Annotated in this window: 22 protein-coding genes and 1 pseudogene; 6 read left to right on the plus strand and 17 right to left on the minus strand. The window is 51.7% G+C overall.

All coding sequences use genetic code 11. From position 1 onward, the window contains the following. Nucleotides 1-2: 2 nt before the first annotated feature. The 13 genes and pseudogenes from AC0IWZ_RS23925 to AC0IWZ_RS23985 all read right to left on the minus strand — a co-directional run bounded on the left by AC0IWZ_RS23925 (nucleotide 3) and on the right by AC0IWZ_RS23985 (nucleotide 10,678). Nucleotides 3-479 carry a lytic transglycosylase domain-containing protein gene (locus AC0IWZ_RS23925; RefSeq protein WP_471679133.1) on the minus strand — a complete coding sequence of 159 codons (477 nt, stop codon included), beginning with the start codon at nucleotides 477-479 and terminating at the stop codon, nucleotides 3-5. Between the two features lie 48 nt (nucleotides 480-527). Further along, on the minus strand, nucleotides 528-1,109 hold the full coding sequence (locus AC0IWZ_RS23930; RefSeq protein ID WP_471679134.1) for a type 4 pilus major pilin: 582 nt from the start codon (nucleotides 1,107-1,109) through the stop codon (nucleotides 528-530). Nucleotides 1,110-1,201: 92 nt separating this feature from the next. Further along, entirely contained in the window at nucleotides 1,202-2,317 is a 1,116-nt protein-coding gene (locus AC0IWZ_RS23935) for a type II secretion system F family protein (protein WP_471679135.1), read from the minus strand. After that, nucleotides 2,310-3,821, minus strand: coding sequence for a GspE/PulE family protein (locus tag AC0IWZ_RS23940; RefSeq protein WP_471679136.1), 1,512 nt, complete (start codon nucleotides 3,819-3,821; stop codon nucleotides 2,310-2,312). Before AC0IWZ_RS23940 ends, AC0IWZ_RS23935 begins: the two co-directional genes overlap by 8 nt. Before the next feature lie 5 nt (nucleotides 3,822-3,826). Continuing rightward, nucleotides 3,827-4,339 carry a type IV pilus biogenesis protein PilP gene (pilP, locus tag AC0IWZ_RS23945; RefSeq protein WP_064556390.1) on the minus strand — a complete coding sequence of 171 codons (513 nt, stop codon included), beginning with the start codon at nucleotides 4,337-4,339 and terminating at the stop codon, nucleotides 3,827-3,829. Next, nucleotides 4,329-4,499, minus strand: coding sequence for a type 4b pilus protein PilO2 (pilO2, locus tag AC0IWZ_RS23950; protein WP_471679137.1), 171 nt, complete (start codon nucleotides 4,497-4,499; stop codon nucleotides 4,329-4,331). The genes pilP and pilO2 (AC0IWZ_RS23950) overlap by 11 nt, the downstream gene beginning before the upstream one ends. Nucleotides 4,500-4,565: 66 nt before the next feature. Continuing rightward, complete coding sequence (gene pilO2 / locus AC0IWZ_RS23955; protein ID WP_471679138.1) at nucleotides 4,566-5,603, minus strand: type 4b pilus protein PilO2; 1,038 nt, start codon at nucleotides 5,601-5,603, stop codon at nucleotides 4,566-4,568. Nucleotides 5,604-5,606: 3 nt separating this feature from the next. Further along, entirely contained in the window at nucleotides 5,607-7,223 is a 1,617-nt protein-coding gene (gene pilN / locus AC0IWZ_RS23960; RefSeq protein ID WP_471679139.1) for a PilN family type IVB pilus formation outer membrane protein, read from the minus strand. Between the two features lie 29 nt (nucleotides 7,224-7,252). Beyond that, complete coding sequence (gene pilM, locus AC0IWZ_RS23965) at nucleotides 7,253-7,684, minus strand: type IV pilus biogenesis protein PilM (protein WP_064556393.1); 432 nt, start codon at nucleotides 7,682-7,684, stop codon at nucleotides 7,253-7,255. Nucleotides 7,685-7,692: 8 nt separating this feature from the next. Next, a complete protein-coding gene (locus tag AC0IWZ_RS23970) occupies nucleotides 7,693-8,718 on the minus strand; it encodes a toxin co-regulated pilus biosynthesis Q family protein (protein WP_471679140.1) in 1,026 nt (341 codons plus the stop codon). Beyond that, nucleotides 8,715-8,939, minus strand: coding sequence for a hypothetical protein (locus tag AC0IWZ_RS23975; protein WP_064556395.1), 225 nt, complete (start codon nucleotides 8,937-8,939; stop codon nucleotides 8,715-8,717). The genes AC0IWZ_RS23970 and AC0IWZ_RS23975 overlap by 4 nt, the downstream gene beginning before the upstream one ends. Before the next feature lie 162 nt (nucleotides 8,940-9,101). Next, nucleotides 9,102-9,659, minus strand: coding sequence for a transcription termination/antitermination NusG family protein (locus AC0IWZ_RS23980; RefSeq protein ID WP_471679141.1), 558 nt, complete (start codon nucleotides 9,657-9,659; stop codon nucleotides 9,102-9,104). 892 nt (nucleotides 9,660-10,551) lie between these two features. Further along, nucleotides 10,552-10,678 (minus strand): annotated as a pseudogene (locus AC0IWZ_RS23985) (replication protein RepA). A 64-nt stretch (nucleotides 10,679-10,742) separates the two neighbouring features. Between AC0IWZ_RS23985 and tap the strand changes: the two are divergent. Both tap and repA read left to right on the plus strand, forming a co-directional pair. Next, nucleotides 10,743-10,814: a RepA leader peptide Tap gene (gene tap, locus AC0IWZ_RS23990; RefSeq protein ID WP_074388703.1), complete on the plus strand. Its 72-nt coding sequence runs from the start codon at nucleotides 10,743-10,745 to the stop codon at nucleotides 10,812-10,814. Then, nucleotides 10,807-11,826, plus strand: a complete 1,020-nt coding sequence (gene repA / locus AC0IWZ_RS23995) for a plasmid replication initiator RepA (protein WP_471679142.1) — start codon at nucleotides 10,807-10,809, stop codon at nucleotides 11,824-11,826. The genes tap and repA overlap by 8 nt, the downstream gene beginning before the upstream one ends. A gap of 247 nt (nucleotides 11,827-12,073) precedes the next feature. On the opposite strand, the gene AC0IWZ_RS24000 is transcribed toward repA, so the two are convergent. After that, nucleotides 12,074-15,082 carry a Tn3 family transposase gene (locus AC0IWZ_RS24000; RefSeq protein WP_471679143.1) on the minus strand — a complete coding sequence of 1,003 codons (3,009 nt, stop codon included), beginning with the start codon at nucleotides 15,080-15,082 and terminating at the stop codon, nucleotides 12,074-12,076. A gap of 159 nt (nucleotides 15,083-15,241) precedes the next feature. On the opposite strand from AC0IWZ_RS24000, the gene AC0IWZ_RS24005 reads away from it, so the two are divergent. Then, a complete protein-coding gene (locus tag AC0IWZ_RS24005; protein WP_259152779.1) occupies nucleotides 15,242-15,811 on the plus strand; it encodes a recombinase family protein in 570 nt (189 codons plus the stop codon). Nucleotides 15,812-15,879: 68 nt separating this feature from the next. On the opposite strand, the gene AC0IWZ_RS24010 is transcribed toward AC0IWZ_RS24005, so the two are convergent. The 3 genes from AC0IWZ_RS24010 to AC0IWZ_RS24020 all read right to left on the minus strand — a co-directional run bounded on the left by AC0IWZ_RS24010 (nucleotide 15,880) and on the right by AC0IWZ_RS24020 (nucleotide 18,622). Then, nucleotides 15,880-16,311 (minus strand): copper-binding protein, encoded by a 432-nt coding sequence (locus AC0IWZ_RS24010; protein ID WP_259152780.1) that lies wholly within the window; start codon nucleotides 16,309-16,311, stop codon nucleotides 15,880-15,882. 171 nt (nucleotides 16,312-16,482) lie between these two features. After that, entirely contained in the window at nucleotides 16,483-17,949 is a 1,467-nt protein-coding gene (locus AC0IWZ_RS24015; protein WP_259152788.1) for a Cu(+)/Ag(+) sensor histidine kinase, read from the minus strand. Continuing rightward, complete coding sequence (locus AC0IWZ_RS24020; protein ID WP_259152789.1) at nucleotides 17,936-18,622, minus strand: copper/silver response regulator transcription factor; 687 nt, start codon at nucleotides 18,620-18,622, stop codon at nucleotides 17,936-17,938. Before AC0IWZ_RS24020 ends, AC0IWZ_RS24015 begins: the two co-directional genes overlap by 14 nt. Nucleotides 18,623-18,797: 175 nt before the next feature. Between AC0IWZ_RS24020 and AC0IWZ_RS24025 the strand changes: the two genes are divergently transcribed. The 3 genes from AC0IWZ_RS24025 (at nucleotide 18,798) to AC0IWZ_RS24035 (ending at nucleotide 21,988) form a co-directional block, all read left to right on the plus strand. Continuing rightward, nucleotides 18,798-20,183 carry a Cu(I)/Ag(I) efflux RND transporter outer membrane protein gene (locus AC0IWZ_RS24025; protein ID WP_259152790.1) on the plus strand — a complete coding sequence of 462 codons (1,386 nt, stop codon included), beginning with the start codon at nucleotides 18,798-18,800 and terminating at the stop codon, nucleotides 20,181-20,183. Nucleotides 20,184-20,216: 33 nt separating this feature from the next. Next, nucleotides 20,217-20,582, plus strand: a complete 366-nt coding sequence (gene cusF, locus AC0IWZ_RS24030) for a cation efflux system protein CusF (RefSeq protein WP_259152791.1) — start codon at nucleotides 20,217-20,219, stop codon at nucleotides 20,580-20,582. A 122-nt stretch (nucleotides 20,583-20,704) separates the two neighbouring features. Continuing rightward, a complete protein-coding gene (locus AC0IWZ_RS24035; protein WP_259152792.1) occupies nucleotides 20,705-21,988 on the plus strand; it encodes an efflux RND transporter periplasmic adaptor subunit in 1,284 nt (427 codons plus the stop codon). Nucleotides 21,989-21,996 lie beyond the last annotated feature (8 nt).

Consider the following 21,996-nt stretch of genomic DNA (forward strand, 5'->3'; position numbering starts at 1 on the left):
GGCTATCCCTGACCCAGTTCCCGGCGATACCGGTCATAGATTTTTCGGGCGTAGTTCATGCGGCGTGTTTCCTGTGTCTGCGTGGTGGCAAACCCGGCGTTATACGAGCCCAGACATGACCAGCTGATGCCACACACCTGAAGGTGATTGGCCAGCACCCAGGTGCCAATCTGCACATTCAGACAGGGGTTAGTCAGCAGTTCTTCTTTTGACTTCAGTACTCCCATCCGGATGAGTTTGGGGACGTGGGTGTCATTGACCTGCATGATGCCGTAATCCCGACTGACTACCTTCCCGGTCTTGTCACGGTTAATGTTGACGGCCTTTGGATTCAGGCTGCTTTCCTGTCGGGCAATCGCCTGCAGGAGCCGGGGATCTATCTGGTAACGGGCGCCGGCCTCGTTAAAACAAAATGCCTGGGCGGGTAACGACATGACAGCGGTCAGGAGCAGCGTCAGCGCCCCGAAAATGATGTTCATGGCAGAGCCTCCGGCGGACAGAACGGCGTCTGTCCGCGTGGTGAGTTATCAGGTCATGCTGGTAAAGCGGAGGGTGTTGGTGCCTGCAGAGCCGTTATCTTTTGTACACTGGGCCCCTGAGGTGGCCGAGTTAACAATACCGACGGTCTTGCTGCCGTTAATGGCCGTTTCCCCGAAGGACTGGGACAACTTAGACGCCAGCGTAGTACAGGCCGTCATCGGCACCAGATTGTAGGTGACTGTGAAGCCTGTTTTGCCCCCGGCGGCTGTCGCAGGTTCAACGGTCACGGCGCCGCTCCAGATGTTCTGCAGGGTGGCCGTGCCACTGTCTCTTTCACCAATCACCGCCATTGAACCCGGCGCGCCACCGAATTTGATCAGTGTTCCGGTCATATCGGTGGCGTTGTTAAACGTATACAGACCGTTATCTTTCAGAAGGCGGCGGGTATTGACCGCAATCTCCTGGGTATTCGACATTTCGGCATTAATGTCGTTTTTCCCGAACAGTCCTCCTGCATTCAGGAAAATAGTGATAGCAGCAATGGCGATGACGGCCAGCACAATCACCATCTCAAGGGAGAGCACACCTCGGTGTACTCTTACGGCGGGTTGAGTAGAAAAGTCACTCATGATGTTTTCCTTGTATTTACGATGCGGCATTGGCCGCGAAGAAGCCCGGAGCGGTCTTTGCAGACCACCCTGCGGCGGGATGAAGAAGAGGGTTACTTACCGATCTGGTCGGCCAGAGTATTGAGGTCCTGAATAACAAGAAGAAGCAGGACCATGTAAATCCCACACAGTGCAAAACACAGCATCGAGAGCCGCATGATGCGGCGCTTCATCGCTTTCACGGTATTTTTGAGCATGTACTGCGCATAACGGTCGATGACCAGCTGGCTGTTATCACTGTTCTGACCGGCTGTCAGCAGAACCAGCTTGTTAATGGATTCACGGGACGGAAAGTTATAACCCGCGTTATACAACGCCTGACCGAGGTGGTCGCCGGCATTGACCTGACGACGGATGGCATTGAGCCGTTCCAGTAGCCAGGGCGAGGCATGGGAGGCGAGCTTATTCAGCGCTTCCAGCGTTTTCACGTTCGCCCCAAGCAGGGCGGCCACATTGAGCAGGAAAACCACCCCCTGAAAATCCCGGTACAGTGACCAGGGCATCATGTGGTCCAGGACGCGCCGCACCTTCCCGGTGATATTGGGCAGCGACCAGATGGCCCACGCCAGCACCAGAAAGGTGACAATCGCAAGATACAGCCCCTGTTCCGCGACCAGGCTGGCACTGGCACCCAGCCACCACATCCCCCCGGTCCAGAGTTCACGGGCAAACATGCGTTCAAGTGGGGGAAGAAAATGATCGTTGATCATGACGAGAAGGCCGGCGACGACACTCAACAAGGTGAACGGATAAGCCAGCTGGCTGAAGACGCTGGATTTCATCTCATCGATGCCGCGCACGACCATCGAGGCACGCTCCAGCGCCTCCACCATTTTTCCGTCATGCACACCGGAACTGATGATGGCGCATTCCCCACGGGGAACCCAGCCTGCCAGTGCCCGATCGAGCGACTGGCCGTTTTTAATCCCGTCCAGAATATCTTCAAGCCAGACTGCTGCCCGTGCCGCAGCTGCACCGCCGTTACGCGCCGTCGTCAGCATGTTTTCCAGTGCGATATTCAGACGTAATTTATTACCCAGTAAAAAGCCGAGCTCTTCATAGAGTTTCAGCCGGTCACCTGTAGAAAATGTTTTTCGGTAGATCCAGCGATTGGCCAGCCTGAGTGAGGTGCGAGCCTCGACGAGCAGGCCCGCGTACTTATTATTCATTGACGACCTCCGCGATATTCATCCGGCAGTCTTCATCCAGCGGGCAGATGGACTGTGCAGCCCGTGGGTCGACGTGTCCTGCGTTGATGAGTTTCAGCACATGGGCGTTACGGGAAATGCTTCCGGGTTGCTGCAGCCAGTAACGTCGGGCGGAAAGTTTTCCCTCATGGCGATAACGCTGCATAAACCGCGCATCCGGACGGATAATTTCCGCGACCACCTGCCGGCCAGCCACACCGCCTTCGCAGTGTTCACAGCCCTCTGCGTGACGAAAGCGGACGCTGTCGGTATCACAGTGCGCTCTTATCATGGCGTTCTCATTCTGAGGCAGTGTGCTCTGTACCGTTTCCCAGTCCAGACGGCAGTGCGGGCACAGCACCTGCACCAGTCGCTGGCTGATAAGCCCGATAAACAGTTGCGGGTCGGAAAGCAGTTCCGGGCGCACATCCAGCGTCAGCAAGCGTTCCAGGATATTAATCGGGTCATTGGCGTGCAGAGTGGATAACACCAGGTGGCCGGTCATGGCATTCGTTACGCAGGAGTTAGCCGAGAAGGCATCACGCATTTCCCCGACCATGATGGCATCCGGGTCAATACGCAGAGTGTTGGACAGAAGCTGACGCCAGACACGCAGTACTTCATCGGGATTGTTTTTGTCCGCCACAATCGGGCACTGAACGGCACCGATGATCCGACCTTCCGGAGGATCTTCATAGGTCACCAGGTTTTTGCGGTAGTCATGCTGGGTCATGTATATGGATGCCAGCGTGCGCAGGGTGGCACTTTTACCCGAGCCGGTAGGGCCGCTCAGGATCACTATCCCTTCAGGCACGTTGAGAATGTCCTGCAGAGTCTCCTGTTGCTCCGCCAGAAAACCCAGTTCAGCCAGACCCGGTGGATTTTCACTGTCATCCTTAATGAGGCGCATCACCGCATGGATACCGTAAACCGTGGGGGTGTGGGAGTAACGGGCACCGAAAAGTTTCATGCCCTGCAGGTAAGAGGCCTTGATACGACCATCCTGTGGCCGGCTGCTGTTAAACTGCGCCTCAGTGACGTCACACATGGAAAGTATGATTGTCGAGGCCATGTTTTCAGCTTCCTCCTTCGACATGGAATCCACCTTAAAGAGCTCACCGTGGATACGAAACTTCACAATGGCCAGCCCGTCTTCCCCGATAGCAAGATGAATATCTGATGCTTTTCGCTCAACCGCCTGCCGGAACAAGGCCACCACCTTACGTTGTGGTGATGTCAGTTCCATCCTGACGTCGGTCGGGAGTCCCTTATTCATGGCGTGAATTTCATCGAGCGGGACAGTAGAGAGCGGGATGTCCGGCAGCCGGCGGGTAATTTCCCGGACCAGCGCCTGAATATGCGCCGTGTTGCGGTAATTATCGGCAATGTACAATGCAGGTTCAGTCCGGCGAAGATGAACCTGTGTGGAGACAGACGCTGGAATGGTAATGTCCGCCAGCACATCCGGTGTTGTGTGTAGGGTCATGGTTGTTACTCGCTGAAGCTCGGGGAATGGAGAGTGCCGTCATCTGATTTAAGGCGAACGCCGCTGGCGGTGATCTGCTGGACGGTATACGTCGTGCCGGGCAGGCGTTGTCCGGGCGCGACTTCCACAACGGTGCCATCGGCCATCTGCATTCGGCTTTTCAGCCGGTTACCGCTGCCGGCGATTTCCAGGATCCGGGGCAGCGTGTCTTTACGCGTAACCTGTACCACCTGCGTGTCATTCTTCTTACCGTCGGTTGCCTCACGGATAACCGGCACCGGTGCATCCAGACCGTTACCGTTTTGCTGCCAGCTGATGATGGCTTTTGCCCGGGCGGCCCGGGCTTCATACAACACCGTTTCAGCCTGAATACGTTCCAGTTCGTGAATGGTCCAGGTGCGGGTGGCGGTGGATGACGGCGTCACCACGGTGCCGGTCTTCTCCGGCTCCTGTGCCCGGGCGACGTCACTGATAAAGAACAGCCCCGCCAGCACAGCCAGAATGGGTTTAATGTGCATACAGTTTTCCTTCCAGGCTGTAGTGCAGCCGGGCGTTGATTAACGTCATTTTGATCCCGCTCAGACGAATGCCGGCGCTGTTAAAATCCGGACCAAAGAGGTGACTGGGTGGGATGTCGGTCTGAAGCTCAAAGCTGAACGTACGCCAGGGTAAATCCACCAGGTTACCGTCAACTATCACACTTTTGGTGTTGTCTTCCTTTAACGTCAGCCCGGCGGCCAGCTGCTAGGCGTAGTTGGTCAGGCGCTGTGTAATTTCGTCGGCGTCTCCCGGGCCATCCTGCCGCTCCTGCAGGTTGACGACCGTCAGGGGGATACGTACACCACCGGAGTCGGCCGTGCCGGGAATATTGAAGAAGGGTTTCAGGCCTGGATAAGTGTCTTCCAGACGGGTCCTGAAGGGGTTCAGTGTGCCGCCTTCCGGACGGCGCCATGCCAGCCGAAGGTGCAATCCGTCATCATCCAGACTGCACATGGCCGTCTGGAACAGCCAGCCTGCGAGGCTTATCGGTGCATCCCACTTATCACTGCAGGCCCGAATAAAGACATCGGGTAAGGGCTGCTGCTTCCAGGGGGTAGGCGGATCCTTTTTCACCAGTTTCCTGGCTTCAGCCAGTGCCCGGGCGCGGGCCGTGTTCTCCTGCGCCAGGCGATAGTCCTGCCAGAGATTGATGCCATACCAGCTGGAGAAGGCGGCCAGCAATACGACCGTCCACAGCACAACCGGTCGACGGGAAGACACCGGTGAAAGACGTGATGACTTACGTACCGTGCAGGCGGTCAGGATGTCATTCAGATTGCCTTCCGGTGACTCGATGCCCGGCAGGAACCCTGAAGGACTGTACACCGCCCGGACACTGTCGTGACCGTAGTACGCCTGATAACGCTCCACGGCCTGCAGGATTTCGTCACGCGTGCCGGTCATATCCGACAGCAGTGACAGCTCTCCGGCTGATGTGGCCACAAAATAGAACACGTCGGCGCCCAAAGAGAAAACAGCCCAGCCATCCGGCCCCAGTAGCTCAATCAGCTGTGGAGCCAGTGCCATCGCCCGGCGTTTTTCCCGGGGGGTAAGCGTGGTCAGGTTAAGACTGGCGGCCCCCACCAGTTTCTCTACCTGACCCTTGTGGACCAGATAGTGGTCAGCGCCGACCGCGCGGGCCTGATGGCGGTGATCCCGCCGGCTCAGACCTTCTGCGGCCAGCCAGTGCAGGCCTGCCACCCAGATCTGCTCGCCCACATTGAGGATAAATTGTTGTTTCATGACTCACCCCAGGAGGGTTGGTGTGATGAGAATGACCAGAATGGCATCGTTATTTTCCCCGTTAACGCCCCCGCCTAACCCAAAGAAGCCCGGCGAGCCGACCCCCTGACGGTTGACACTGTTGCTCTCCTGGTTATGTCCGCTGAGCAGAAGCGTCTGCCCGGAACGCAGGATGGTGCTTTGCGCAAAGTTGTGCATTTTGGTTTTGGGCAGCTTCAGGGTCACTTCCCCGACTTTTTCCGGCTGCATATCCGGTTCATCGCTTATGGAAATGGAATACTGCAGCTCCATCTGGTCGCTTGCCGGCTGGATATAAGGCAGCAGGGTCATATTGAAGCCGGTGGAGATGGTGGCTTTCTCGACCGAGGTACTGGAGCCGACGTTTGCCGTGTTTTCCGTGCTGACCTGGCTGATGTAGTCCTGCTGGGTGACGACCTGCACTCGAACCGGGCTCATATTGGTGGTAGTGCTGGCGTTCTGCGTCACTATGGAGACATTGGCCTGCTGTGCCAGTGCGTGGATAAAGGCGCTGGAGTTGGCGAACTTCCCGTCCAGAATATTAATCCCGCCGGTCATCGCACTGCTGGCCGTTCCGGCCATGGTATTGCCCAGCGATAAGCCCACACTTCCGGACTTAAAGATGGCATCCAGGTCGATACCCATCTGGTCCTGACGCTTTTTGGTCACGGAATACACTTTGACGTTCAGGACAACCTGACGGGTCAGTTCGGTATTGCGGCCCTCGATAAAGGTCTGCACAGCATTCAGCACACGGGATGTATCGGTCACCGTCAGTAACCCGGTGGAAATGGACATGCGGCCCGTGCCCGGTGTCAGCATCGACTTCACGGTGTCTTCAATCTCTTTGTAGCGATTGGTGTTCATATCCGTGATGGTGGTCTGGGAGCTGTTTCCTTCCGTGGAGGCACCGTCGCTGCTGCTGCCACCGGAAGAGGAGCCGTAAACTGATCGGGAGGTAAACTGGGTTTTTGAATCCTGGAACCGGATGGGGAAGCTGCGTGTATCCAGATAGAAAATCGCCACACGGCCCTGTTCATAACGCCATGACAGACCCAGGCGGGTGGTTACGTGGTCAAGCAAGCCTGACAGAGAGCCCTGCCAGTTAATTCCCCGTAGCGTATTGGCGCTGACCACCATTTTGGGCGGTGCGACCGACCCGCCCATCTGGTTAAGCGGGACCATCCCGGAGCTGTCTGGTACCGGAACCGGCAAGGGCCCGCTGATTTTTTCAGTGGCCCCTGCCGTCATGCCTGAGCCCTGAGCATCCGGGGTGATTACCACGGGGACACGACAGGTCTGGGTAATAAAAGCACTGACATCGGCCAGACTGATTTCACCCGGGCGGGTGAGGGTCACAGCACAACCGGGTAGCGCTTCTTTTGTCATGGCAGCCTGATTGAGGGGGATGGGATTTATCCACTGCGTGGTGATTTCCTGCACCGGTTTTCCCAGGCTTACGTTCTTCATTTTATTTCGGGCGGTCGTCTGGTCTGTATCGACGGTGTCCATTGACTGATTAATCCGGTCAAACGTGCCACAGCCGGCCAGCCCCAGGATGGCAACAAGCGTTGCGACCCGGGTGGTAAGGTGATGTGTCATGGGCGAGTCTCGAGGGGGCGGGCCCCGTCTCAGTTGAGGTAAACGAGATAACCCTCCGGAATAAGGTCCGGCAAGGTTATCTGCATATCGGTGCCGCTCAGATCGATGAGCCGGCGGGACTTAACACTGCCCAGCAGGGCTGAGTGTCGGGAAACAGTGACCAGCGCGTCTTTCAGCCCGGGTTGGGAAGGCTGATAGACGAATACGCGGCCCTGACGAATGACATGCCGCACACCAGAAGGTGGGGCAGCCTCCAGGAGGCTGTCACTGAATGTGCCGTCGGCCATCGGGTGAGCGTAGAGATAACTGTTGATGGCATTCATATAACGCAACGTCGCGGCAGCCTGTTGTTGCTGCGTATCGGTCTGGTATTGACCGGCATCAGTGGCGTTATCGTGTTGCAGGACACCGGAGGAAAACAGGAGGAAGACCGAGAAGAACGACAGGATCAGGTAACTCATTCGCCACCTCAGTTCATGGGTCTATCATCGACTTTGAGGACACACTGCGCAGAGTTCGTGCCGGCATAAAGCGGTACTGCCGCATGCTGATACAGCGCAAAGACCTGATTGAGGGCATCACGCCATGGACCACTGAACCGCAGCGGAGCATCGATGCGGTAGTTCGTTTCAGTCACCCAGGCAATGCTCCACTTTTTCCCGGGCAGTACTTCGCAGTCGGTCGTGGCAGCCCAGGTAAACAGGGTGTCCTTGAGCGTGCTGCCTGTGTCTGCCCGCCAGACCCGGGGAGCAGGCCTGACCGGTTCAGGCGCTTTCACCGGCGTGAAGACTTTTGCTGCCCCCGCCTGTGTTGCAGGCGGTGTGGCGGTCGGGGCGACAGGGCCCGTTAACAGCTTACTTTGTGGGGCGGCCATCGTGGTTGCCGGCGATGTCGCTGTTGCAGGCACCCCGGTCACACCTGCCTTATCGGCCCGGTCCACAGTAACTTGTCGGGATGCCCAGTAAATATTGATCTGCAGCTGCTGCTCACGCGCCAGTTTCTCCAGCACATATGGCCACTGTTCACCGCTGTTCCAGGATACCCGGGACAAGGCGCCGGCTTTCAGGCGGGATGACAATACGGTATTCCAGCCAGCGGGTACGATGGCCACCAGAGCCTGATCCAGCCGTCTCTGCGCACCGGAACTTACGACAAGCGCAGGCAGAGCATCCGGTGTGCCGGTATAGCGCACGTGCTGAAGGCCCGGCATCAGGCGGGGCCCCGGGGGCAGGGAGAGCGACGTACCGGCGACCGGTTCAGGTGCTTTTACCGCTGTTCCCCGCATCGTAACGGGTGGAGTGGATGATGGGGCCGGGCGCCTGACTGGAGAGAAGTTCAGCCCACTGGCCAGTGCCAGGCTTTCCTGCTCAACTTTAACCACCAGGAGCTGGGCGGCCATCAGGTTGTCCACATAACTCTGCGCTTCCGGCAGTGGACTGACATGGCCCTGCTGGCAGCCGGTAAGCAAAAGTGGCAGCAGGACTGCGCGTTTCATGGCTCTCTCCGGTTTTTGGTTGCATTCATCTGGATCCTGTCAGCCAGAACGCGGATTTCGAACTGCCTGTCCAGCAGGCAGTCGGCTAGCGCATTCACCAGAGCGTGAACGGTAACCGGGCGAGATTGCTGATAACCGATATCCACGGCTAATTTTTCCAGGCCCTCCGTGCGTGCAGGGTTAAAGCGCACAGTGTGATGGCGTACATTTTTATTTGTCATGGGGACTCACGTATAAAAAGAGCTGCCCGTAGGCAGCTCAGGGTAAGAATATGTCAACACAACCCGGAGAGTGACCTGGGGGGTAGGTGAGGTTGTTGGCAGTGAATGTCGGGGGCTGAAAACACGTTGTGGGGATGTCTGCCCCACAGCGGCAAACCCGGACTACCGGTTGCCGGGATGATCTGTATGGTCATGGAAAGATTTCGTCAATGCCAGGAACATGGCGGTGCGCTGCATTTCATTATCAGTACTGACTATCCTGCTGATTTTATCGTACAGCACACTCTGAAGCGGTGAAGGGTTACTCATCCGCTGTTTACGTTTACGCGGGGGCCGGTAAGGGCGCTGAGCGGCTTTCTCCTGCTTTGCGGCTTTAGGGACGACATCACGCTCATCAGCGCAGGCCGGGAGCGCCATCAGTGTTTCCATAACAGACGCGGGTAACGGCTTAATTTCCTGACCATATATAACAAACTTACTCACCCCGCTGCATTCTTCTTCGATGCGTGACGGGTGGATCACTTCCGGATCAAGATAGGCAAACAGATATCCCCTGAAAAGGGGCTCAATGAAAGGTCTGACGCCGTTGCAGTCTGTCCGGGGGCGCCAGGTTCTAAGCATAGGGCAGAAAACGGTGATGTTTTTCAGGCTCAGGCTGAGCTGGGCCCTGTACAGTTTTTCTTTCCCGGGTTCATAACAAACGAGATACCACGCTTCCATGGCGATTGTCCTGCGATAAATAAAGTGAGAGGTAAATTGCGGGCGAGCCCAAGAATTTTTTGACCGTGGAGTGACTGGTCAAAAATCAAATGTTCATACTGAACTCGCCTCACTGAAGTTTGTACCCGGCGTTTGGTATGGACGAGGTGTACTCACTCGGTCCCCCCGGGCACAAAAATCAGTGAAGCCAGAATGGCCGGCGAGCCATTCCTTTTTTTGGCGATGGAGAAAGAGTTTCTCCGTTTTATCAATGCTGATTTTGTGATGCTGTTCATGGTTAACAATTAACCTGTATCTGTTCGTGCTGTTCAGACTGGCGAAGCCTGGTTAGTAGAATAGACCGGATAAATCATTCAGTGCAGCATACAAAACTATATTGGTACTTAATGGTCGTGTTTATATCCCGAAATGTATTTGAATGTAAATAGTCGTTTAGCATTCCTTAAGTATCCATCCTGTGGATAACTTTGTTTTAAACCAGCATAAAAGATCGTGATGAGATCCATGATCGATCAATTATGCTGACTCTGGATGATGGTACAGAATATCGATCTGTTTCATTGGTTGTTTTATAACCAGCAAAAAAGACGGAAAAATGTGATTATTGTTCAGTTTTTGCTGGAACAAACATGATTTTTGAAATTCATGATTATTCATATATTGGACTGTTTTCTATGAATATTTAGGTTAAGGAAAGAATAATTTCATCAATAAAGACGCAATTTAGTTTAGGGGTAAGGAAGACAGGTATTATGGATATTCACACAGGAGAAAAATCGGGTATCATATGAAAAATGTTAACAACGATGACCAGCGCAACAACGGCGAACTGTTGTCGGTCAGATCCTTTTACGGAGTAGTTTTACTTACCGTATCGGGAGTCATTAACAGATTACTGATCGTTTAACAGAATGTATGGTTGAGCCACGCCAGAAAGTGGCAGGGAACTGGTTCTGAGGATTTACTGGAGCCAGAAAAGCAAAAACCCCGATAATCTTCTTCAACTTTGGCGGGCTGATTAGATTAACGGGGTCCTACTAAAACTGCACAGAAGCTGTTGCTCTGTGCGGGGAGTATAAATTCATGCCCAGAGAAATTCAAGACCTCTTGTGCGTACTCCTTCCGTGCAACATAAGCGCGGAAAGGTGTGTCTGAACAACCTTTACATAATCATAAATTCCATCCTGATATCGAAGACCGGGACCGTTTCTGGCAAGGGTTAAGCGAACGCTGTGAAGAAGCCTTTCTGGTTGAACCCGTCAGGAAAAAATCTCTGCGCCGGCGTGGCGAACACTCCACTAAAGCTAAATGTGACAGACCGGCCTGGTTCCGACCAGCTCATTATAAAGCCCTCGGCGGTCAGCTTGGCCATGCCTATCACCGCCTGGTGATGAAAGATCCGCAGACTGGTCAGCCCCGTTTGCGGATGCACATGTCCCGCCATCCACTTTATGTCCGTGAACGCGAACGGGCCGGCCGTAAATATGCCTTCCGCCCTGAGAAACAGTATCTGCTGGATGCACTCTGGCCAGCACTGGTGAGCTTCTGCGATGCCGGCAAACATTCTGTTGGGATGTGTGTGTCACGTCTGGCGTTTGAAATCAGTCCGAAGGACGAAAAAGGTCAGCTGATTGCAGGACAGGAGGTGACAGTGTCGCGCCTGTCCCGGCTTATTGATGAGCAGATCCGTTTTGGCGTACTGGCTATCTCCGAAGAAAAGACCTGGGACCGCGAGTCCCGCACCTGGTTTCCTAAATACGTCTGGATCACCGCTCTGGGATTCTCGATGCTGGGTGTGGACCTGGTAAAGCTCGAAGTACAGCAACAAAAGAAGTTGCGTGAGAGTGAAGAACGTCGCCGGCTGATTGCTGAAGGGGTGATGAGTGAGCATGACGAACTTTCACCTCATGCTGCGCGTCAGCGCTGGGCGGCACAGAAACGCGCAGAGGCGCTGAAGTTCCGCCGTCAGCGTGGGGCCGACCGTAAACGGGCTAACCGGCTGGCCAGACTGCCCCGTGACAGCCAGGTATATGAAATGTCGTGTTTCCTGCTGAAGACGATGGCGCCGGATGAGGCTTACTGGTGTACGCCACAACGCCTCGAGCAGCTGGCCATCCAGCGTCTTTATCAGCTCGAACTGGCACTGGCGTCACCGCCGCCACACTGACCCTCAGATTTACCTGCCTGAATGTAGCCAGCCCCGACGGGGCATTTTGTGCTGCCTGTCATCTGCCCGTTTCTCTATTTTGTCCCTTTCCTGAGCTGTTTACGGCCATAGCAATACAAACTACCTCCTGCTACGTGCATTCTGATGATGTGCAACGTCTCTTATCCACAAAAATCCGCAAACGAATAACGGGAGAAACCGGCAAACAGATAAAGGGGTTCGAGGTCCAATGATGTAAAAAACCACGCTAAGAGTTTAATTCATTGTTTGTATTGAAATTTAATGGTCTTAGCTCGCCCTTCAAAATATCTTCCGGTAACGAAAACGTATAATGCCCCAGCATATTTATGTGACCATATATCAGCGGCGATAATCTTGCCAGATGCTCCTCCTCAGGCGTTTCCCCCGATTTGCGAAGATGTGACAACGCCTCCTGCATGTAAAGTGTGTTCCACAGCACAACCGCATTGGTCACCAGGCCCAGAGCACCTAGTTGATCTTCCTGCCCTTCACGGTAGCGTTTTCTAATCTCACCACGTTGTCCGTAGCAAATGGCTCGAGCCACGGCATGACGTCCTTCTCCCCGGTTGAGCTGAGTGAGTATCCGACGCCGGTAATCCTCATCATCGATATAGTTGAGAAGATACAAAGACTTGTTGACCCGGCCCACTTCCATAATCGCCTGAGCCAGGCCAGATGGGCGGCTACTTCTCAACAGTGAGCGAATAAGCTCTGATGCATGGATGGTTCCAAGTTTCAGTGAACCCGCCATTCGCATCATTTCATCCCATTGGGATTCTATTTTCGACATCTCAACACATCCCCGGGCCAGCTCATTCAGAGCACCATAATGCGCCGTTTTATCTGCCCGCCAGAATATCGACCCACCTGCATCGGCCAGACGAGGTGAGAACTGGTAGCCCAACAACCAGAACAGGCCAAAAATGATATCGCTGGAGCCTGCTGTGTCCGTCATAATTTCTACCGGATTCAGTCCGGTCTGCTGCTCCAGAAGCCCTTCCAGTACAAATATGGAATCACGAAGCGTACCGGGAACGACAATGCCATGGAAACCTGAGTATTGATCGGAGACGAAGTTGTACCAGGTGATACCGCGTCCTGAACCAAAGTATTTACGGTTTGGTCCGGAATTAACCGTTTTAACCGGTGTGACAAAACGCATACCATCTGCGGAGGCAACCTCCCCACCTCCCCAGTACCCCGCGAGCGGCAGCGTGGACTGAAAATCAACCAACCGTGCATTAGCACTGACCAGCGTTTCTGCCCTGAGATAATTTTGCTTAACCCAGCTCAGACGATGACGAGTAAGCGCGGGAATATTATGTTTTATCAGAGGTTCATGCCCTATATTGCAGGCTTCCGCAAGCAGTGTTGCGCACAGACTGACCTGGAGATCCTGCGCCCGTGCACCTGATTCACTGACGTGGCTGAATTCGCGGGTAAAACCGGTTCGGGCATCTATTTCAAGCAACAGCTCAGTCAGATCTACGGGTGGGATCAGTTCTCTTACCCGACGGTTTAATTGTATCAGTGCCGGTGGCTCGTCCAGTTTATCCATACTGCTGATCGTCAGTGAGGGATGCTTATCTTCATTGCTTATGCTGACTGCCGCGTTGCAGGCAAAACGTGAAGCCACTGATTTCCAGGTGTCATCAAGCCGCGTAGCCAGTTGTTCTGCTGCTTTAGTTCCGTCTGATGGATGACCCAGCGCCCGACATACCGGGATCCGTTGTGCGTGCCATTCAGTTCCCTGAAGCAATTTTTGACGCGGGTCACCCCATCGGTCACTGTTCTCCAGCCAGAGATCACGACGGCGCAAAGAGTCCTGAAGACGCTCGAGAAGGCACAACGAGTAACCAGCGCGTAGAATCCTGCCATCTTTGTCGTATACCAGCCGTTTCCAGGGACCGGAAATGATGTGCTCTGGTGCATCGTCGAGAATTCGCTTTTTTGAGCTACTCAGTTCAGCCAGATAATGGATTGCTGACAACGTGTGTTCCCCGCCCGGGGCAGCCTGAAAGTGTAAGTCACGCAACATCGCGGACAGGAAGCGCTTCACCCGCCCATATTGTTCCACCATTTCATCCTGAAAATGAGTATCTTGCGGCCGTGCCAGCTCATTTACCTTGCCGACAGATTCAGCCAGTTTGTCCTTTGGTATGCGGCGGAAAATTACCTGCCGCAGTGCGGCCTCATCGGTGTTCTCATCAAGTAATAGCGCACATGCGCGTGCCAGTAATAACGCAGCACGATCAAGATCCTTCAGAGTTCTGAGTCGCTTTTTCTGCCCGCTATTTTTCGCAGAACGCGTGATATCCAGTATCAGCATATCCAGCACATCCACGGCCTCGTCAAGCGCCGAAATTTCCTGCGCTTTCACAAACGCAGTAAGCACGGCCAGTCGCCGTTCCTCAGGCATTCTTGATATGTATTTCACCGAAGCCATTCCGGCGTAACGGGCCAAATTTCGCAGCTGGATGGCAGGCAGGCCGGAGAAATTTAGCCGGGAAAACTCCATGCTACGCAGTCGGGTATATCGCTCCAGAGCGTCAGTAAATGCCGGTCCACTGATAGTGACTGGACCTTTTCGCATTTCCTCCAGCACCGATATACGCTGTCCTTCAGGTATTTCAAGTAAACCGTTCAGTTGTGCTTTCTGCCAGCTGTCAGGCAACAAAGCCAGCATTCGCCACAACCGTCGACTTGCCCGTTCCCGTACTTCGCCAATCAGCCTTGTCAGAGTCGAGGCTGCGGGTAGCAGGATCTTATTTTGCAGCAACCATGCGGTAGCAAAATCAAACAGCAGGCCTGGGCGCTCATTGCTGAGCCAGGCGCGAGTATAAAGCAAACGCTTCAGTCTGAACGTCCAGGGGAAATCACCAAAATCATGATAATCAAAATAGAGTTTGATAAGTCCCTGATGCTCCCAGCGGGTATTTTCTCTTTCAGCATATCGGGAAAGGATCTCTGGTCGGCTGATATTCAACTGTGCCGCAATGTAAAAACGGATGCATGAGGGGGTTTGAAGGGGATCAGGAAGAAATGTTCCCAGGAAGCGTGCCGTAGTCAGCTGTAGTGCAATCCCCAGCCGGTTATGTTTTCCCCGTCGCTGATTAATAAAAGCAAGGTCACGCTCATCCAGATGAAAATACCGGGCCAGCTGAACTTCATTTGGCTCTGCCACATAGCGACCGTAGTTTTGTGTCTGTTCGCTGGTCAGAAAGTCATCATTCATTGCGCATCCTTTCGTAAACGGGTGTTCTGTTCTCTTTTTAACCGTCTCAAATGTTATAAGTTTTGAGACCACTGAAAACGGTAATAAACATAAGTATCAGAAATCGTGATTTATGCCTTATGATACTACGCAGTATCAATATCGATTTGTGAGACTAATATGGCATTACTGGGATATGCAAGGGTATCAACCAGCCATCAGAAACTGACGGCGCAAGTTACGGAACTAAAATCTGTGGGGGTCAGAGATGATCGGATTTTTACTGACATGATGTCGGGAGCGACAGACGAACGCGACGGTTTACAAAGGCTGCTTGCCCGTGCGGAAAAAGACGACATCATCATGTGTACCAAAATGGACCGACTTGGACGTAACACCGCTGATATGATCAACATTGTTGATGCCTGTTATAAAAAAGGGATCGCTATACGGTTTCTTGAAAATGGACTGAGTACAGAAGGTACGATGGGGAAAATGGTGATTCAGATACTGGCTGCTGTGGCCGAGGCTGAGCGTGAACGCATTCTGGAACGCACCAATGAAGGACGGCTCGCAGCTCTGGAAGCTGGGGTTAAATTCGGGCGTAAACCACATCAAAAATCAGTCATCGCCCGAGAACTCATTGTTCAAAAACTGCCAGCCAAAATTGTGATGGAGAAAACCGGCATTTCCCGGGCAACCTATTTCCGCTTGAAAAAACACGAAACACATCAGCCTGCCCAGGATTAAGTCCCGATTGTTTATACTCTTTGTTGGTTCAGTCAGGAAGAAACCAGACTGTTTCATCGGAGTCTCAATCAGTTAGATGATTCCATGCTACGATGTTTTTCAGCCTGTTGTTGGTGTGCACCTGACTGGCCATTACCCATTGTTTCATGCGCAACCGCTGCCTTTTCATGCTCATTCATTTGTGAAAATGGTTTCGCTGTAGAACCACCCGCTTTATTCATATTACCCATCATTTTTTTATGCTCATCCGCCATTTGTTGATGGGCGTTTGAATTGCTGTTATTCATGGATTCATGTGCAACCACTGCCTTCTCATGCTGGTTCATGTCCATCATTGGGGATTCAGAACCGTTCACCGTTGAATTTTGTTCGGTTGACATCATCTGATGTGCCGGTGCCTGGGCATTATTAACCTGGTCGTGCACATTAATGTTTTCTGCGGCCCAGGAAGAGGAAGCAAAAGTCATAGCAAAAGTGGCGGCAATTAGAATTTTTTTCATGGTCTTTCCCTCATGTGTAAGCGATAAATGTTCAGAGCGTCTGAATCATCGGTTGATGAGAGATTATAAGGAAGGGGTTCTGTTGAATGCGTGACAGGATAATGACAAATATGTCATATGCTGAATATATTGAAATAAAAGACAAACAGCGAATGGCTGTTTGTCTTTCAGTTAGCATTTATCGGGTGCGGTTACGGGAAGCGAAATAATAAAGCAGGTTGAAACAGTATCCGAAGTGACACTAGTTTTTCCTTTGTGTGCATTCACGATGGATTTCACGATGGCAAGGCCAATGCCACTCCCTTCACTTTTTCGTTGCCTTGATGGGTCAACACGATAAAAACGATCAAACAACCGTGACAGATGTTCTTCAGGGATCGGTGTGCCAGGGTTTTCAACAATTAAATCAACCCATTGATGATGTTCTTTGATATGGACGGTTACCGTCATCTTTTTCGGTGTATAACGAATAGCATTCGATAAAAGATTATTGATGGCACGCCGTAGCATCAGCGGATCGCCCTCAACGCGAGATGCGCTACCTTCAACATTGAGACTGACTTCGCGTTCTTCCGCCCAGGCCTCAAAAAAATCGAACACTTTAATGACTTCACTCTGGAGGTTTATCATCGCCCTTTCAGGTATGAGCTGGTTATTATCAGCCTGTGCCAGAAACAGCATATCACTGGTCATTTTAGCCATGCGGTTATATTCTTCAAGATTAGAATACAGGACGTCTTTCAGTTCCTCATCTGTACGCGTCTGGCTTAACACAATTTCAGTCTGCGTAACCAGATTGGTAATAGGGGTTCGTATTTCATGCGCGATATCTGCTGAGAAATTAGCCTGCCGGGTAAAAACATCCTCAATTCGCTCAATCATATGGTTGAACGAAATAACGAGTTGCTCCAGTTCAATGGGGACACTGTCTGAATCAAGCCGGACATCCAAATTTTCAGAGGAAATATTTTTTATTTTCCGACTGACATCGCGTAAAGGTTGGTGCGCTGTGTGAACTGCAAGTAATATGATTAAAATAATCATGAGGCTGATGACTGAGGCAATGCCAATAAGATTACGCTTTAGCTGGTCGATATAGTGCTGGTGATAATCAATTGAAAGTGCTGTCAGTAATGTATAGGCTGAAGAAGCTGTATTATCTGTTATTTTCACCGATGTTGTCATCACACGGTAGGTCATATTCCTCATCTGACTATCCGAATGCATACCCGCGCTTTCCCCAGGATTAGGTAAGATAAAAATACCCTCTGAATCAGTTGGCTGTTGGGCATTTTCAGGGGAGAGTACAGGTGTAAGATCAGGACCATCAATAGAGCGATAAAGCACCTGTTTATTACCATCAAGAAGTAATATCGAAATATTATGGTAGGTTTCCATAATATTGCTGATAGTTTTTGCTTTCTGCTGTTCGGAGCCATCAGGAACTTTAAGTATCTTTTCCAGCGAGAGGCTGATTTGTTTCAGGTCACTGATATCCTTTTCAGCGAAGTGTTTTTCTACCGAGTGCAGCATAACCCACGTGAATGCCACGAATGCGATGATGGTCGAAAGACTAATAAAGAAGGTCAGCCGGGTGGCGAGAGAGAAGGGTCGGCGGTTGAGGTTATTTTTCCTCATCTGGCACCTCAAGAACATAACCCACTCCACGCACCGTCTGAATTAACTTAGGTTCAAAATCATTGTCAATTTTGGCGCGCAGGCGCTTAACCGCCACATCAATGGCATTGGTATCGCTGTCAAAATTCATATCCCAGACTTGCGAAGCGATAAGTGAGCGAGGAAGTACCTCGCTCTGGTGGCGGATGAAAAATTCCAGCAGAGTGAACTCCTTACTGGTCAATGAGATGCGGATCCCTTTTCGGCTCACTTTTCTGGACACCAGATCAAGTGTTAAATCTGCTATCTGAAACTGGCTTTCTGCAATGACAGCAGAACCTCGTCGTAACAGCGTCCTGACTCGCGCCAGCAGTTCAGCAAAAGCAAAAGGTTTCACCAGATAATCATCAGCGCCCAGCTCAAGGCCTTTAACCCGGTGCTCTATCGTTCCCAGGGCACTCAGTAGCAAGATAGGCATACTTTTATTCGCCGCCCGCAACATCCTCACAATTTCCCAGCCGTTCACGTCAGGCAGCATGATGTCCAGCACCATCAGATCGTAATCAGTAGTCATGGCAAGATGGTAGCCGGTCAATCCGTTGTCCGCATGATCAACGATGAAACCTGATTCCGTCAGCCCTTTGCTAAGGTACTCTCCTGTTTTCACCTCATCTTCTACAATCAAAATTTTCATGTTTCCTCCTGCATGCACATTGATGTGATGTCGTCATTCTAGTGAGCAACAGACTGATATCAAAGAATTATCCGTTAAATGACAGCTTTGTCATTATCCTGTCACTCACCCAACAGAGTTGCTCCGGTAAAGTGTTCATCGACATCTTCACACACTCTGCCGGACACACAGCGACATGTTCAAATTCAAACAATTAACACTCACAACATTGTTCATTCTGGCAGGATGTACTTCGCTTGAGCCTGACTACCAGCGTCCTGAATCCCCGGTTCCACAGCAATTCTCGCTCTCCAGAAACTCACTGGTTCCGGTAACAGCAGGTTACCAGGATACAGGCTGGAGAACATTTTTTGCCGATCCTCAGGCAAAATTATTGATTGAAGATGCATTACAAAACAACCGGGACCTCAGAATGGCAGCCCTGAAAGTCCAGGAAGCCAGAGCGCAGTATAACGTCACCGATGCGGACCGATATCCGCAGTTGAATACCTCTTTAGCGGCCAGCTACAGCGGGGCGTTAAACGGTGAGAATGCCACGACCCGGGAATATAACGCCGGGCTCGATCTCAGCTTTGAGCTGGATTTCTTTGGTAAGATGAAGAACCTTAGCGAGGCTGACCGCCAGAAATTCTTTGCCAGTGAAGAGGCGCAACGTGCGGTGCATATTCTGCTCGTTTCCAATGTTTCACAGAGCTATTTCAACCAGCGGCTGGCTTACGAACAGCTGAATATTGCCCGAGAAACGCTGAAAAACTATCAACAATCTTATGCCTTTGTTGAACAGCAACTCATCACCGGCAGTACTAACGTACTGGCGCTGGAACAAGCGCGAGGGCTGATTGAAAGCACACGTGCCGACATTGCTAAAAGAGAAGGTGAGCTTGCGCAGGCGAACAATGCGCTTCAGTTGGTGGTCGGTAAATATAACGAACTGCCTGATGATAAACATGTCGCGCAAATGGACATTAATCCGGTAAAGCTCCCGGCAAATTTGTCTTCTGACATCCTGCTGCAAAGACCGGACATTATGGAAGCCGAACATGCGCTGAAAGCAGCGGATGCCAATATTGGCGCTGCCCGCGCCGCGTTCTTCCCCTCCGTTTCATTAACCGGAGGGATTTCAGGCAGCAGTTCGGATCTGTCGAGTCTGTTTAGCGCAGGCACCGGCGTGTGGAATTTTATGCCTAAAATTGAAATACCCATCTTTAATGCAGGCCGCAATAAAGCCAACCTGACACTGGCGGAAGTTCGCCAGCAGCAATCAGTCGTCAGTTATGAGCAAAAAATTCAGACTGCTTTTAAGGAGGTTGCTGATGCGCTTGCATTACGTGAAACCATCAGCAAGCAAATAACTGCACAGCTTCGTTATCTTGACTCGCTTCAGATAACACTACAGCGAGCCCGAGGCTTATATTCCAGCGGTGCAGTGAGCTATATCGAAGTTATCGATGCTGAGAGAGCATTATTTTCGACTCAACAATCCATTCTGGATTTGAAATATTCACAGCAAGTCAATGAAATTAATCTGTTCACCGCACTGGGTGGTGGATGGGCAGCGTAAGTTTTTAATATACAAAACTCAGGAGTAATTAAAATGAATCATTCAGCAAAAATCGCTTTATTTGCACTCTTCTCTGTTGTTATGGCTTCAGGCGCTCAGGCGAGTGAAATGAAGCATGCCGATATGGGAGAGATGAAAATGGCTTCTGAGGCACCTGTACAACAGCAAGTTATTAACAGCAAAGGGGTAGTAAAAGAGATTGATCTGACAAATAAAAAAATCACCATTGCCCATGAGGCCATCCCCGCTGTTGGCTGGCCCGCCATGAGCATGCGCTTCACCTTTGTGACACTGAACTCCAGCATCACTTCTCTGAAAGTCGGCAGTCAGGTGGACTTCAGTTTTGTGCAGCAAGGAAACATCTCCATGCTTCAGGACATTAAAACCAACCAGTCCTGATTAACGCCTGACGAGTCTTTATTTTTCAGCCAGGCATGATTTATGGGCGACTGGTTTATCGTTTTTAAAAGGCTCCTCCGGATATATAAACTGTTTTTTATAATGCCTCATCAGGAATAGATATGGGTGCTTTAAAATTGAAATATACTGCAATGATTATCAGCAGTCTTATCATTGGAGGAGTGATATCCGTCGGTGTTTATCATTATTTGGTTTCTGAGAAGAAAGCAGAAACGCAATCAACAGAACGTAAAGTGCTGTTCTGGTATGACCCGATGAAACCCGATACTAAATTCGACAAGCCCGGTAAGTCACCGTTCATGGATATGGATCTGGTGCCGAAATATGCCGATGAGGGTGGGAGCGACAATAGCCAGGGTATCCGTATTGATCCGACCCAGGTCCAGAATCTGGGGCTTAAGACAGAAAAAGCCCGCACCGGACGCCTGACCTATTCGCAAACTATTCCGGCCAATGTCAGTTTTAACGACTATCAGTTTGTCATTGTTCAGGCCCGTTCAGAGGGGTTTATCGAAAAAGTCTACCCGCTGACCATTGGTGATAACGTGAAAAAGGGCGCTCCCCTGGTTGATATCACTATTCCTGAATGGGTAGAGGCACAGAGCGAGTACCTTTTGCTGTCTGGCACAGGTGGCTCAGCGGTGCAAATAAAAGGCGTGCTTGAACGTCTTCGCCTTGCTGGTATGTCTGACGAGGACATTCAGCGCTTGCGCAACACACGGAACATTCAGACTCGCTTCACTATTAAAGCGCCGATTGATGGTGTCATCACTGCATTTGATCTCAGAACCGGTATGAATATTTCAAAAGACAAAGTTGTGGCCCAGATTCAGGGGATGGACCCGGTGTGGATCAGTGCTGCGGTACCCGAATCTATCGCTTATCTGCTGAAGGATTCCTCTCAGTTTGACGTTTCTGTACCTGCCTACCCGGGCAAAACATTCACCATCGAGAAATGGATTACGCTTCCCAGCCTCGATCAAACCACCCGAACCCTCCAGGTTCGACTACAGGTCGATAATAAAGAAGAGTTACTCAAACCCGGCATGAATGCCTACCTGAAGCTCAACACACAAAGCCAGGAAATGTTGCTCATCCCTTCTCAGGCCGTTATTGATACCGGTAATGAACAGCGTGTCATTACCGTTGATGGTGAGGGTCGGTTCGTGCCTAAAAAAATCCACGTACTGCATGAGTCAAAAGACCAGACAGGGATCGGTTCGGGTCTGGCTGAAGGTGAGTCCGTGGTCGTCAATGGCCTTTTCCTGATTGACTCGGAAGCGAACATTACCGGTGCGTTAGATCGTATGCGTCATACAGATAAACCGGCGTCGATGGTACCCGAGATGACGAACCCGCCAGCAAACGAGCATGCAGGCCACTGAGGAGAAAA

The sequence above is a fragment of the Buttiauxella sp. AC142 genome, from assembly GCF_979253435.1.